The 13,070-nt window shown below is 71.6% G+C and carries 12 protein-coding genes; 8 read left to right on the top strand and 4 right to left on the bottom strand.

Annotated elements, in window-relative coordinates; genetic code table 11:
• Positions 1 to 8: 8 nt before the first annotated feature.
• Positions 9 to 1,064 (top strand): ABC transporter ATP-binding protein, encoded by a 1,056-nt coding sequence (locus GCL84_RS10045; RefSeq protein WP_156755141.1) that lies wholly within the window; start codon positions 9 to 11, stop codon positions 1,062 to 1,064.
• 85 nt (positions 1,065 to 1,149) lie between these two features.
• On the top strand, positions 1,150 to 1,848 hold the full coding sequence (locus GCL84_RS10040; RefSeq protein WP_156755140.1) for a TetR/AcrR family transcriptional regulator: 699 nt from the start codon (positions 1,150 to 1,152) through the stop codon (positions 1,846 to 1,848).
• 41 nt (positions 1,849 to 1,889) lie between these two features.
• Here the strand turns inward: GCL84_RS10040 and leuA are convergent, their stop codons facing one another.
• Positions 1,890 to 3,671 (bottom strand): 2-isopropylmalate synthase, encoded by a 1,782-nt coding sequence (gene leuA, locus GCL84_RS10035; protein WP_156755139.1) that lies wholly within the window; start codon positions 3,669 to 3,671, stop codon positions 1,890 to 1,892.
• A gap of 330 nt (positions 3,672 to 4,001) precedes the next feature.
• Between leuA and GCL84_RS10030 the strand changes: the two genes are divergently transcribed.
• The gene (locus GCL84_RS10030; protein WP_235926128.1) at positions 4,002 to 4,205 is read left to right on the top strand and encodes a hypothetical protein; all 204 of its coding nucleotides are present in this window, start codon (positions 4,002 to 4,004) and stop codon (positions 4,203 to 4,205) included.
• 43 nt (positions 4,206 to 4,248) lie between these two features.
• A complete protein-coding gene (locus GCL84_RS10025; RefSeq protein WP_156755137.1) occupies positions 4,249 to 4,590 on the top strand; it encodes a YggT family protein in 342 nt (113 codons plus the stop codon).
• Positions 4,591 to 4,595: 5 nt separating this feature from the next.
• Here the strand turns inward: GCL84_RS10025 and GCL84_RS10020 are convergent, their stop codons facing one another.
• The 3 genes from GCL84_RS10020 to GCL84_RS10010 form a co-directional block, all read right to left on the bottom strand.
• Positions 4,596 to 5,816, bottom strand: coding sequence for a glycosyltransferase family protein (locus GCL84_RS10020; RefSeq protein ID WP_235926127.1), 1,221 nt, complete (start codon positions 5,814 to 5,816; stop codon positions 4,596 to 4,598).
• A 102-nt stretch (positions 5,817 to 5,918) separates the two neighbouring features.
• Positions 5,919 to 6,527: a nitroreductase family protein gene (locus tag GCL84_RS10015; protein ID WP_156755136.1), complete on the bottom strand. Its 609-nt coding sequence runs from the start codon at positions 6,525 to 6,527 to the stop codon at positions 5,919 to 5,921.
• Positions 6,517 to 7,710 (bottom strand): hypothetical protein, encoded by a 1,194-nt coding sequence (locus GCL84_RS10010; protein WP_235926126.1) that lies wholly within the window; start codon positions 7,708 to 7,710, stop codon positions 6,517 to 6,519. The genes GCL84_RS10015 and GCL84_RS10010 overlap by 11 nt, the downstream gene beginning before the upstream one ends.
• A gap of 212 nt (positions 7,711 to 7,922) precedes the next feature.
• On the opposite strand from GCL84_RS10010, the gene GCL84_RS10005 reads away from it, so the two are divergent.
• The 4 genes from GCL84_RS10005 to GCL84_RS09990 all read left to right on the top strand — a co-directional run bounded on the left by GCL84_RS10005 (position 7,923) and on the right by GCL84_RS09990 (position 12,697).
• Positions 7,923 to 9,188 (top strand): aspartate kinase, encoded by a 1,266-nt coding sequence (locus tag GCL84_RS10005; RefSeq protein ID WP_156755135.1) that lies wholly within the window; start codon positions 7,923 to 7,925, stop codon positions 9,186 to 9,188.
• On the top strand, positions 9,188 to 10,246 hold the full coding sequence (locus GCL84_RS10000) for an aspartate-semialdehyde dehydrogenase (RefSeq protein WP_156755134.1): 1,059 nt from the start codon (positions 9,188 to 9,190) through the stop codon (positions 10,244 to 10,246). The genes GCL84_RS10005 and GCL84_RS10000 overlap by 1 nt, the downstream gene beginning before the upstream one ends.
• An 82-nt stretch (positions 10,247 to 10,328) precedes the next feature.
• Complete coding sequence (locus tag GCL84_RS09995) at positions 10,329 to 11,399, top strand: alpha/beta hydrolase (protein WP_235926125.1); 1,071 nt, start codon at positions 10,329 to 10,331, stop codon at positions 11,397 to 11,399.
• Positions 11,400 to 11,509: 110 nt separating this feature from the next.
• Positions 11,510 to 12,697 (top strand): MFS transporter, encoded by a 1,188-nt coding sequence (locus GCL84_RS09990; RefSeq protein WP_156755132.1) that lies wholly within the window; start codon positions 11,510 to 11,512, stop codon positions 12,695 to 12,697.
• Positions 12,698 to 13,070: the final 373 nt, after the last annotated feature.

Here is a 13,070-nt window from a genome sequence, read left to right as displayed (position 1 = left end):
GACTCGCAGTGACTGAAGCCCCCACCACACCCGAGCAGCCCGCCGCCGCCGACCGGGACGACCTCCTGGTCGCCGACGGCCTGCAGATGCACTTCCCGATCCGCCGCGGCCTGCTGCGCCGCAAGGTCGGCGCCGTGCAGGCCGTCGACGGCCTGTCCTTCGCGGTCAAGCGCGGAGAGACGCTCTCGCTCGTCGGCGAGTCCGGCTGCGGCAAGACGACGACCGGCCGCCTGCTGACCCGCCTGCTGGAGCCCACCGCGGGCACGGTCACCCTGGACGGCCGCGACATCACACACCTGTCGGTCTCGCAGATGCGCCCGCTGCGCCGCGACATCCAGATGATCTTCCAGGACCCGTACTCGTCGCTGAACCCCCGGCACACCGTCGGCACGATCGTCGGCGCCCCGTGGAAGCTCCAGGGCGTCGACCCGCCGGGTGGGGTGAAGAAGGCCGTGCAGGAGCTGTTGGAGCTCGTCGGCCTCAACCCCGAGCACTACAACCGCTACCCGCACGAGTTCTCCGGTGGCCAGCGCCAGCGCATCGGCATCGCCCGCACGCTGGCCCTGCGCCCCAAGGTGATCGTCGCCGACGAGCCGGTGTCCGCGCTGGACGTGTCGGTGCAGGCCCAGGTGGTCAACCTGATGGAGGACCTGCAGGACGAGTTCGACCTGACCTACGTGATGATCGCGCACGACCTGTCGGTGGTCCGGCACGTGTCCGACCGGGTCGCGGTGATGTACCTGGGCAAGATCATGGAGATCGCCGACCGGACCGCCCTCTACGAGCGCCCGACGCACCCGTACACGGTGGCGCTGCTCTCGGCGGTGCCCATCCCGGACACCAACCGCAAGAACAAGCGCGAGCGCATCCGCCTGCAGGGCGACGTGCCCAGCCCGGTCAACCCGCCGTCGGGCTGCCGCTTCCGCACCAGGTGCTGGAAGGCGGAGGAGATCTGCGCCGCCGAGGAGCCCCCGCTGGTCGCCGTGGGCCCCGGCCACCAGACCGCCTGCCACTTCCCGGAGAACAAGGACGAGGTCACCACCAATCCCACCGGGACCGCCTGACCGGTTCCCCGTGGACGTCCGGTAGCGGCCGCGCGGGCTCGTGGAAGTCGTACCACCCCGGACCTACTGACGGTAAGGTCCGGGGATGACCGAGGTCAGGTTCGAAGCCCTGCTGGCGGCGGACGCGGTTCCGCTGCGTCCCGGTCCGCGCGCGCCCGGGGCCCAGGACAACCAGCGCATGCGGTTGCTGGTGGCGATCCTGCAGGTGGTCTCCGAGACCGGGTACCACGACGCCCGGCTCGCCGACGTCGTCCAGCGGGCCAAGGTGTCGCGGCGGACGTTCTACGAGCACTTCGCCGACAAGGAGGAGTGCTTCCTCACCGCCTACGGCATCCTCAGCGGGATGCTCTCCGACCGGATCGGTCGGCTGTCCGGTGCGGACTGGATCGGCCGGGTCGTCGCGGCGGTCGACGTCTACCACGCCGCGGTCACCCTCAGCCCGGCGATGACCAGGGTCTTCGAGACCGAGATCCTGCGCATCAAGAGCGGGGCCGAGCGCAGGCGGGAGACCTACCGGCGGTGGGCGACCATGCTCGCCGGGCACGTCGACGAGGTCGACGAGCTCCAGCAGTTGAGCCCGGAGCTGTGGCAGGCACTTGTCGCGGCGTTCAACGAGGTGGTCCTGCTGGCCGTCGAGGACGTCGTGGTGCTCACCGCCGAGGCCAAGCGGCGACTGCGCGCCGACCTGTTCACCCTCTACATCCGGATGGTGGGGCTGCCGGAGCACCTGGCGGCCCAGATCCTCGCCCGCGCCGGACTGGAACCCGTCGCACGGCCTGGCTGACGCCGCCCCCGCCCGGACCGGGCGGGGGCGGCAGCCGTGGCCTACTTGAAGGCGCGGTTGACCGCCGACACCACCGCGCGCAGCGACGCCCCCACGATGGAGCTGTCCACGGCGACCCCGTAGAGGACCTTGCCGCCGATGGCGCACTCCACGTAGGCCGCCGCCCTGGCGTCGTCGCCCGCGGTCAGGGCGTGCTCGGAGTAGTCCAAGACCCGGACGTCGTAGCCGACGGTCGCCAGCGCGTCGACGAAGGCGGCGATGGGGCCGTTGCCGTTGCCCGCCACGTCGTGCGACTCGCCCTCGACGTCGACGGTCGCGTGGATCTCGTGGGTGCCGTCCTCGTTGCCCGAGACGCGGTTGCGGCGCAGGCGCAGCGGGGAGACCCGGTCCAGGTACTCGGTGGCGAACACGTCCCACATCTCCTTGGGGCCGACCTCGCCGCCCTCGGAGTCGGTGACGGCCTGCACGACCTGGGAGAACTCGATCTGCAGCCTGCGCGGCAGCTTGAGCTGGTGCTCGGTCTTCATCACGTAGGCCACCCCGCCCTTGCCGGACTGGGAGTTGACCCGGATGACGGCCTCGTAGCTGCGGCCGACGTCCTTGGGGTCGATGGGCAGGTACGGGACCTCCCACGGGAAGTCCTCGACCGGGGTGCCCGCGGCCTCGGCACCCTCGCGCAGCGCGTCGAAGCCCTTGTTGATCGCGTCCTGGTGGCTGCCGGAGAACGCGGTGAAGACCAGGTCGCCGCCCCAGGGGTGGCGCTCGGCCACCGGGAGCTGGTTGCAGTACTCGACCGTGCGGCGGATCTCGTCGATGTCGGAGAAGTCGATCTGCGGGTCGATGCCCTGGCTGAACAGGTTCATGCCCAGGGTGACCAGGTCGACGTTGCCGGTGCGCTCGCCGTTGCCGAACAGGCAGCCCTCGATGCGGTCCGCCCCGGCCAGGTAGCCCAGCTCGGCCGCGGCCACGCCGGTGCCGCGGTCGTTGTGCGGGTGCAGGCTCAGGATCAGCGCCTCGCGGTTGTCCAGGTTGCGGTGCATCCACTCGATGGAGTCCGCGTAGACGTTCGGGGTGGCCATCTCGACGGTGGCGGGCAGGTTCACGACCATCGGCCGCTCGGCGGTCGGCTGCCAGACCTCGGCGACGGCGTTGCAGACCTCGGCGGCGTAGGACAGCTCGGTGCCGGTGTAGGACTCGGGGGAGTACTCGAAGCGGAAGTCGGTGTCGCCGTACTTCTCGGCGAAGGCCAGCACGCACTGGGCGCCGTCGGTGGCGATCTTCTTGATGCCGTCGCGGTCCGCGCGGAACACGACCTTGCGCTGCAGGATCGAGGTGGAGTTGTACAGGTGCACGATCGCCGAGTGCGCGCCCTCCAGCGCCTCGTAGGTGCGCTCGATCAGCTCCGGGCGGGCCTGGGTCAGCACCTGGATGCGGACGTCCTCGGGGATCGCGCCCTCGGTGATGATCTCGCGCACGAAGTCGAAGTCGGTCTGGCTCGCCGCCGGGAAGCCGACCTCGATCTCCTTGTAGCCCATGCGCACCAGCAGGTCGAACATGCGGCGCTTGCGGGCGGGCGACATCGGGTCGATCAGCGCCTGGTTGCCGTCGCGCAGGTCGACCGCGCACCACAGCGGGGCGCGCTCGATGCGCTTGGTCGGCCAGGTGCGGTCGGGCAGGTCGACCGGCTCCACCAGCTCCGGGAACGGGCGGTAGCGGTGGAACGGCATCGAGCTGCCGCGCTGCGGGTTCCAGCCGGGCTGGCCCTCGGCGACGGGGCGCGCGGGGGTGCGCAGGCGGCTGGAGGAGTTGTCGGACAGGCTCATGATCGGGTTATCTCCTGCTACGGGTCATCGACGACCGGCGGCAATGCCGACCTCCGCGACGAGGAGCCGGTCTGGTCAGACCTCGTCGCGGCGGAGAAGCAGGAGGACACGCGCCACGCCTCCACAGTAACCAGTCCGGGGGCGCGGCGGGCAAGTCGGGGTGTCCACATGCCGGGAGCAGGCGCGCGTTGGGCCGATTGGACCCGTTAGAGACCGGGTGGTCTGAGGAACTTCCTTGACATGACTATCACCCGATCGCACCGCAGCACCCGTGGTAGCGCCGCCCGGATTGTCACGGGCATCGGTGCGCTTTTCGCCATCATCGAGGTCGTGTTCATCCTGTTGAACATCCTCGGGGCCAACGCCGGGAACGCGTTCTACAAGTTCGTGCAGTCGCTCGCTGATCCGCTGGCGCTGTTCTTCCCGGGCCTGTTCAGCTTCGAGAACTTCACCACGCAGGTGATCATCACCTACGGCCTCGCCGCCGTGTTCTGGCTCGTCGTCACCGGTCTCATCGCCCGCCTCCTGCGCTGACCAGGGGGCGGCGACCCCGATCCGCGCGTGCGAGACTGCGCGCATGGCAGAGCGAGATTCGACCGGGCGGGAGACCCGCCGCCGCGACACCGCCGCAGCGCGGGCCACGGCGGTGGGTCTCCTCGCCGCGATCGCGGGTTGGGTCGGCAGGCTGATCGCGCTCGTGCTCGTCCTGCACGTCGTCCTCGTGATGGGCAACGCCAACCCGGACAACCCGATCGCCTCGTTCGTCGCCGGGATCGCCGAGCCGCTGGCGCTGGCGTTCAAGACGCTGTTCACGCCCGAGGACGCCAAGCTCGGCCTGCTGGTCAACTACGGCCTGGCCGCGGTGTTCTGGCTGGTCGTGACCTCGGTGGTCACCCGCCTGATCCGCCGCCTCGGCTAGGCCGACTAGATCGCGTAGCCCCAGAGGATCAGCGCGTAGGCGCCGAACCACGAGCCGACGGCCGCCAGCGCGGTCAGCGTGACCAGCACCGTGGACGTCTTGCGCTTGGCGAGGCCGATCGCGATCGGGATCAGCAGCGTGAACGCCGGGACCATCAGTCGGATCTTCGAGGCCATCGTCCCGTTGGAGGCGAAGGTCATCAGGAAGACCAGCACCCCGTAGACGGCCAGCGGCAGCTCGAGCCGCTGCTTGAACACCAGGAACACCAGCACCAGCGACGCGGCCAGCACCAGCAGCTCCACGAAGTCCAGGATCGACCGCCCGTCCAGCAGCCGGTCCACCACGAACTTCGCCGTGGCCACGCCCGCGTCGAACTGGGAGTCCCAGCCGCGCGCCTGCAGCTCGAACCACCCGTTGACCTTGCCGGTCTCGAACCCGACGTAGCCGAGGTAGCCCAGCAGGCCCAGCGGCGCGAGGATCCCGCCCACCCACGGCCGCCAACTGTCCTTGCGGGTGAGGACCGCGATGATGATCGCCAGCCCGATCGCGGCGACCAGCGCGGCGCCGGTGGTGCGGATCAGTCCGGCGCCCGCGCAGAGCACGCCCGCGCTGACCCAGTCCCGCTGCAGGACCATCACCAGCGCCCACGCGGCGAACGCGCAGAACAGGGCCTCGGAGTAGACCATCGATAGCGAAATCGCCATCGGGGTGCTCGCGAACAGCGCCACCAGGATCAGCCCGACCCGCCGCGAGCCGCCGCGCACCAGCTCGCCCATCCTGGTCAGCGCGTAGGCGCAGGCGATGCCGGAGACGGTGCTGATGATCAGCCCGGCGGTCAGCACGTCGACGCCGATCGTCGAGAGCAGCCCGACGAGCTTGGGGTAGCCGGGGAAGAACGCCAGCGGCGTGGTGGCATCGCGCCTGCCGAACGAGTCGACCATCGACGCGGGCACCCCGCCGTAGCCGTTCTCGGCGATCGCGATGAACCACCAGCCGTCCCAGGACTTGAGGGCGTCGCGCAGCGGGGTGCCCTTGTGTCCGGCCACCCAGGACAGCGCCAGCACCGCGAACTGCTGGATGCCCAGGTAGATGACGGCGGGCAGCAGCGCACCGCTGATCCGCGCCCAGCGCGGCCGGGCCCCGGTGGGTGCGGTCTCCTCGGGCGGTGGTGGCTGGTCAGCCTCCGGCCGCTCAACGACCTCTTCGGTCGCCTCGGTCGCGGACACGCCGCCCTCCCCCACAACTGCCTGCTTGCTGGAGCGCCGACCATACCCCGTGCTGACCTGCGGTTTCCACATCTTGATCCGCAAGCGCGGACCCGTTTTTGCTCACTCGCCCACAGTCGCGAAGGCCGTGCCCCACCGATCGGTGAACGCCAACTCGGCCAGCGGCAGCCGCTCGCGCGGCGCGGTCTCGCGGGCCCGCCCGCGCTCGGGCAGCAGGTCCGGTGTCCCGAGCACGCCCACGGCGACCACCACCAGCGGTCGCACCGACGGCGGGAGGCCGAACTCCGCCGCCACCCCGTCGGCGTCGAACCCGGCCATCTGGTGCCCGACGAGCCCCTCGGCCACCGCCTGCAACACCAGGTTCTCCGTCGCCAGCCCCACCCCGTACTCGGCGTAGGGCACCTCGCCCTTGGCGTTGGCGGTCTGCGCGCAGCCGACCAGCAGCGCGCCCGCGTTCGCCGCCCACGCCTGGTTTCCTCGGTTGAGCAGGGCGTGGACCCGGTCGAAGGTGGCCGTGCCGCGGACGCCGACGAGGTAGCGGGCGGGCTGGGTGTTGCCGAAGGACGGCGCCCACCGCGCGGCGTTGAGCATCCTGGTCAGCGCGCCCGCGCCCACCTCCCCCGCGGGGTCGAGGGCGCGCGGGCTCCAGCGGTCGCGGATCAGGGGGTGCGGCTCGAGTGGCCCAGATGGCCCAGATGGCTTAGATGGCATAGCCCCAGGCTGTCAGGGCGTAGGCCCCGAACCACGACCCGGCCACGACGAAACCCGCCAGGGTCAGCACGGCCGTGGCGGCCCTGCGCTTGGCCAGGCCGATGGCGACCGGCACCAGCAGGGTGAAGGCGGGCACCATCAGCCGCACCTTCGAGCTCATCATCCCGTTGGCGCCCAAGTCCATCACCAGCACCGCGATCCCGTAGACCAGCAGCGGCCACTCCAGACGCGCCGCGATCGCCACCCCCACCAGCGCGAGCGCCACCCCGATGAACGCCACGGTGCCCACTTCGAGCACGGACCGCCCGTCGGCCAGCCGGTCCACCGCGAAGGTGACCGTCGCGACGCCACCGTCGAAGTGCGAGTTCCACCCGCGCTCCTGCAGCGCGAACCAGCCGAACAGGTCTCCGGTCCGCACCGCGACGAAACCCAGGTAGCCCAGCAGACCCAGCGGCGCGAGCACCCCGCCCAGCCACGCCCGCCAGCCGTCCTCGCGCGCCACCACGGCCACCAGCACGGCCAACCCGACCGCCAGCACCAGCGCCGCACCGGTCGTGCGGACCAGCCCGGCGCCCGCGCACAGCAGCCCGGCCCCCACCCACTGCCGCCGCAGCACGAACACCAGCGCCCACGCGGCCAGCGCGCAGAACAGCGCCTCCGAGTACGCCATCGACAGCGACACCGCCATCGGCGACCCGGCGAACAGCGCCACCAGGATCAGCCCGACCCGCCGCGAGCCGCCGCGCACCAGCTCGCCCATCGCGGTCAGCGCGTACGCGCACACCACGCCGGAGGCCACGCTGACCGTCAGCGCCGAGGCCACCGGCGAGAACCCGATGGCCGACAGCAGCCCGACGACCTCGGGGTAGCCGGGGAAGAACGCCAGCGCCGTCTCGTTGGTGTGCCTGCCGTAGGCGTCGACCAGGGTCGCGGGAACCCCCGCGTACCCCTTCTCCGCGATGGCGAGGAACCAGTCGCCATCCCAGGAGCGCAGCACGTCGGAGACGCGCACGCCCTTGCCCTCGGCCAGGAAGCCGAGCAGCACCAGGCTGAACTGGCGGACGCCGAGGTAGACGATGCCGGGCAGGGCCAAGCACAGCAGGTGGTCGCCGTCGAAGCGGCGGGCGGGCCGCTCGGCCGCAGCCGGGGCGGCGCGGTCCGCGCGCGCGTCGGTCACGGACACCGGCGAGCCCTCCCGGTCGGGTCGTTCGATCAGTTCGGCGGTTTTTCAGCGCAGCCGCGCGACCCTACCGGCTGGCGGTTTCCGCTGCGGGGTGGCGTGGCGGCGGCCACTGGTACCCCGGTTCGACGCGTGTTCGCAGGTACGCTCTCTGCCAGACATGCGGCGCGGGCCTGTCGGCCGTGTCCGTTCGCGGCAGGAGGAGGTAGCTCGCAGTGGCGCTCGTCGTCCAGAAGTACGGCGGATCTTCCCTGGAGAACGCCGATCGGATCAAACGGGTCGCCGAGCGGATCGTCGCCACCAGGAAGGCGGGGCACGACGTCGTCGTGGTCTGCTCGGCCATGGGCGACACCACCGACGAGTTGCTCGACCTCGCCCAGCAGGTCAACCCCGTCCCGCCGCAGCGCGAGATGGACATGCTGCTGACCGCGGGCGAGCGGATCTCCAACTCTTTGGTGGCGATGGCGATCAGCGCGCTCGGCGCCGAGGCCCGCTCGTTCAGCGGCTCGCAGGCCGGGGTGATCACCACCTCGGCGCACGGCAAGGCGCGCATCATCGATGTCACGCCCGGCCGGGTGCGCACCGCGCTCGACGCGGGCCACATCGTGCTCGTCGCCGGGTTCCAGGGCGTCAGCCAGGACACCAAGGACATCACGACGCTGGGCCGCGGCGGGTCGGACACCACCGCCGTCGCGCTGGCCGCGGCGCTCAACGCCGACGTGTGCGAGATCTACACCGACGTGGACGGGATCTACTCGGCCGACCCGCGGATCGTGCCCGACGCGAAGAAGCTCGACCAGGTCACCTACGAGGAGATGCTGGAGATGGCGGCGAGCGGGGCCAAGGTGCTCGTGCTGCGCTGCGTCGAGTACGCCCGGCGCTACGGCGTCCCGATCCATGTCCGTTCGTCTTACAGCGACAAGCCGGGCACGGTGGTGTCCGGTTCTATGGAGGACTTGAGCGTGGAACAGGCGATGATCACCGGCGTCGCGCACGACCGGTCCGAGGCCAAGGTGACGGTGGTCGGCGTGCCCGACACCGCGGGCGTTGCCGCGCGCATCTTCCGCACGGTCGCCGACTCGGAGATCGACATCGACATGGTGCTGCAGAACGTGTCCAGCACCTCGTCGGGCAAGACCGACATCACCTTCACCCTGTCCAAGAGCAACGGCCCCACCGCCGTTGCCGCGCTGGAGAAGGTGCGCGCGGAGCTGGGCTTCTCCACCGTCCTCTACGACGACCACGTGGGCAAGGTGTCGCTGGTCGGCGCGGGGATGCGCTCGCACCCGGGCGTCACCGCGACCTTCTGCGAGGCGCTGGCCAAGGCCGGGGTCAACATCGAGATCATCAACACCTCGGAGATCCGGATTTCGGTGCTGATCCGCGACACCCACCTCGACGAGGCCGTGCAGGCCATCCACCAGGCCTTCGACCTCGGTGGCGACGAGTCGGCCGTCGTGTACGCGGGGAGTGGTCGCTGATGGCTCCCGTGCTCGCACTGGTCGGCGCCACCGGCGCCGTCGGCACGATGATGGTCGACATCATGAACAGCCGCGACACCTGGCCGTGGGGCGAGGTCCGGCTGATCGCCTCCCCGCGCTCGGCGGGCAAGAAGATCACTGTCCGCGGCGAGGAGCTGACCGTCCAGGCACTCGCGCCCGAGGTCTTCGACGGCGTCGACATCGCCATGTTCGACGTGCCCGACGAGGTCTCCGCGCAGTGGGCCCCGATCGCCGCCGAGCGCGGCGCGATCGCGGTCGACAACTCCGGCGCCTTCCGGATGGACGCCGACGTTCCGCTGGTGGTGCCGGAGGTCAACGCGGCCGAGGTCGGCAACCGGCCGCGCGGCATCATCGCCAACCCCAACTGCACGACGCTGTCGATGATGGCCGCCCTGGGCGTGCTGCACCGCGCGTTCGAGCTCAAGGAGCTGGTCGTCGCCTCGTACCAGGCGGCCTCCGGCGCGGGCCAGGAAGGCATCGACCGCCTGCAGGCCGAGGTCGCCGCGGTGGCGGGCAAGGGCGTGGGCAACCGGGGTGGCGACGTGCGCGAGGCGCTCGCCGCCGCGGGCCTGTCGGCCGACTCGCCGTTCCCGGCCCCGCTGGCGTTCAACGTCGTCCCGTGGGCGGGCTCGCTCAAGGAGGACGGCTGGGCCAGCGAGGAGCTCAAGGTCCGCAACGAGTCGCGCAAGATCCTGGGCATCCCCGACCTCAAGGTCTCGGCCACCTGCGTGCGCGTTCCCGTGGTGACCACGCACGCGCTGGCGGTGCACGCCACCTTCGCCGAGCCGGTGACGGTGGCCCAGGCGCACGAGCTGTTCGAGGCCGAGCCCACCCTGGTCCTGCAGGACGACCCGGCCAACGGCGTCTTCCCGACGCCGGCGGACGTGGTGGGCGGCGACCCGACCTACGTCGGCCGGGTGCGCCAGGCGCTGGACTTCCCCAACACGCTGGACTTCTTCGTGTGCGGGGACAACCTGCGCAAGGGCGCGGCGCTGAACACCTACGAGATCGCCGAGGTCCTCGCCGCACGCGGCTGAGCTGTGCGATCGCCTCTCGCCCGTGGGGTTACCAGCGAGTAGCCTCACGGGCAGAGGCGAACAGGGAGGTTCGATGGCGCGGGTGACGACTCGACTGCTGGTGCGGGCGCAGGCGCTGGGGGCGAAGGCGGCGTACGCGCTGCCCCGCCCGCTGCGGCGGGTGCTGGCGGGCAAGCCGGTCCGGATCGACGGCCAGGAGCTGTCGCTGGACGCGCAGTTGATGCTGGTGCTGCAGAAGATCTCCGGGCAGTCGCTGGTGGTGAGCACGCCGGAGAACTCCCGCAAGAGCCTGGAGATCGGCAAGTCGCTGGTCGGCGGCGACCCCATCGAGCCGGTGACGGTGCGCGGGGTCAACGCCGACGGGGTGCCCGCGCGGCTCTACACGCCCGCGGGGGCGGGCGAGGACGCCCCGCTGCTCGTGTTCTACCACGGTGGCGGGTGGGTCGTCGGGTCCCTCGACACCCACGACAACACCTGCCGGTTCCTCGCGGTCAACGCGCACGTGAAGGTGCTGTCGGTGGACTACCGGCTGGCCCCGGAGCACCCGTTCCCGGCCGCGGTGGACGACTCGGTGACGGCGTTCCGGTGGGCCGTGGCCAACGCCGCCGCCCTGGGCGTCGACCCGGCGCGGGTCGCGGTGGGCGGCGACAGCGCGGGCGGCAACCTCGCGGCCGTCGTCAGCCACCAGCAGGTGCTCGCGGGCGGTCCGCTGCCCGCGTTCCAGTTGCTGTTCTACCCGGGCACCGACGCCACCACGCGGCGCCGCTCCCGGGAACTGTTCGGCGATGGCTTCTTCCTGACCAGCGACAACATGGACTGGTTCACCAACCACTACCAGCCGGACGAGGCGCAGCGGTCGGACACGCGCTTCTCCGTGCTGCTGGTCGAGGACCTCTCCGGCATGCCGCCCGCCTACGTCGCCACCGCCGGGTTCGACCCGCTGCGCGACGAGGGCGAGGCGTTCGCCGACAAGCTCGCCGCCGCCGGGGTGCCCGTGGTCAAGAGCAGGCAGGCCGACCTCATCCACGGCTACATCAACTTCCTGGGGGTCGGCCACCGGTTCCGCGAGGCCGTTTCCGAGGCCGCTGGCGCGTTGCGCACCGGCTTGGAGCTCGGCCAGCACAAGTCCCCCGGGTTGCGCATCGCGAAGTGACGCGGCTGGTGGTCCGGCCCGCGTGCCGGACCACCAGCCGTGCCAGGCCCGGTCGGTGGCATCGCATATTCGGTTGACGCTGCGTCGTTGCGCAGAGTGCTATCGCGGACATGCAGCGCTACCGCGACCTCCTGCGCCTCCCCGGTATGCGCCCGCTGGTGGTGCTGTTGTTCTTCGCGCGCGTGCCGGGCGCGGCCACCTCGCTGGTGCTGGCCCTGCACGTGGCCGTCGGCCTCGGCCGCGGCTACGGCGAGGCGGGGCTGGTCGGCGCGGCGGTGACGGTCGGCATGGCGGTGGGCGCGCCGTACCTGGGCCGGGTGGTCGACCGGCACGGGCTGCGCCCCATGCTGCTCATCGCGACCGTCGGCGAGACCGCGTTCTGGCTGGCGCTGCGGTTCGTGCCCTACGGCCTGCTGCTCCCGATGGCCTTCGTCGGCGGCCTGGTCGCGCTGCCCGCCATGGCCGTGGGCAGGCAGGCAGTCGCCGCCATCGCCCCACCCGAGCTCCGCCGCACCGGCTACTCCCTGGACTCGGTCTCCGTCGAGATCGCCTTCATGATCAGCCCCGGCGTCGCCGTCCTGCTCGCCACCCGCTTCTCCACCGCGACCGCCACCACCCTGCTCGGCATCGCCGTCCTGCTCGGCGGCTCCGCCCTGATGGTCTTCAACCCGCGCATCTCCCGCGAACCAGCGGGCGCCACCCGCCTGCCCCGCCGCACCTGGCTCACCCCGAGGCTCATCGGCGTCCTGGCCGTCGCAGGCGGGGCCACCTTCGTCCTCTCCGGCATGGACGTGGCCATCGTCGCCGCCTTCCGCGAAACCGACCAACTCGACTGGACCGGCGTCGCCGTCGGTGTCTGCGCCCTGGCCTCGGCCATCGGCGGGCTGGTGCACGGGATGGTCCGCCGCTCCCTGCCCCAGCTCACCCTGATGACTCTGCTCAGCGTCCTCACCCTGCCCGTGGGCCTCCTGGCGGGCGGCCCGTGGTGGCTGCTCACCCTCGCCCTGGCCCCCGCCTGCGCCGCCTGCGCCCCCACCATCGCCGCCACCGGCGAAGACGTGGCCCGCCTGGTCCCACCCGCGGCCGCGGGCGAAGCAGCGGGCATCCAGAGCTCAGCCTTCGTCCTCGGCGTCGCCCTGGGCAGCCCGGTCGTCGGCTTCGTCCTGGACCACGGCGGCCCTACCGCGGGCTTCGCCGCCGCGGGCGCCGGTGGCCTGGTGGTGGCAGCGGGTGCGGCCCTGTTGGCTCGCACCCCGTCGAGCAGGCGAACGACTCCCGACCCGGTGCCTCAACCCTGACCACCCCGCTCGTCGGGGCACACCGCTCGGCCGCCGTGCAAGCGGGGCGGTCCTACAGCGGGTTTCGCCGTCGCAGGTGCCGGCGGCAGCGGGCGTCGTCCTGTTGGCCCGCATCCCGTCGTGCTGGCGAACGACTCCCGACCCGGTGCCTCAACCCTGACCACCCCGCTTGTTGGGGCACACCGCTCGGCCGCCGTGCAAGCGGGGCGGTCCTGCAGCGGGTTTCGCCGTTGCGGGTGCCGGTGGTCTGGTGGTGGCAGCGGGCGTCGCCCTGTTGGCCCGCATCCCGTCGAGCAAGCGAACGACCTCTGACCCGGTGCCTCAACCCTGACCACCCCGCTTGTTGGGGCACACCGCTCGGCCGCCGTGCAAG

This window comes from Actinokineospora pegani (genome assembly GCF_009745975.1).
Classification (GTDB): Bacteria; Actinomycetota; Actinomycetes; order Mycobacteriales; family Pseudonocardiaceae; genus Actinokineospora; species Actinokineospora pegani.
Note: the sequence above shows the minus strand (reverse complement) of the source record. Positions and strands in the feature narration are given on the sequence as shown.

What these genes read in the sequence shown, in the direction of transcription:
- GCL84_RS10040 (WP_156755140.1), top strand. Translation starts at nt 1,150, where the DNA reads ATGACCGAGGTCAGGTTCGAAGCCCTGCTGGCGGCGGACGCGGTTCCG.
- GCL84_RS09990 (WP_156755132.1), top strand. Translation starts at nt 11,510, where the DNA reads ATGCAGCGCTACCGCGACCTCCTGCGCCTCCCCGGTATGCGCCCGCTG.
- leuA (WP_156755139.1), bottom strand. Translation starts at nt 3,671, where the DNA reads ATGAGCCTGTCCGACAACTCCTCCAGCCGCCTGCGCACCCCCGCGCGC.
- GCL84_RS10025 (WP_156755137.1), top strand. Translation starts at nt 4,249, where the DNA reads ATGGCAGAGCGAGATTCGACCGGGCGGGAGACCCGCCGCCGCGACACC.
- GCL84_RS10000 (WP_156755134.1), top strand. Translation starts at nt 9,188, where the DNA reads ATGGCTCCCGTGCTCGCACTGGTCGGCGCCACCGGCGCCGTCGGCACG.
- GCL84_RS10015 (WP_156755136.1), bottom strand. Translation starts at nt 6,527, where the DNA reads ATGCCATCTAAGCCATCTGGGCCATCTGGGCCACTCGAGCCGCACCCC.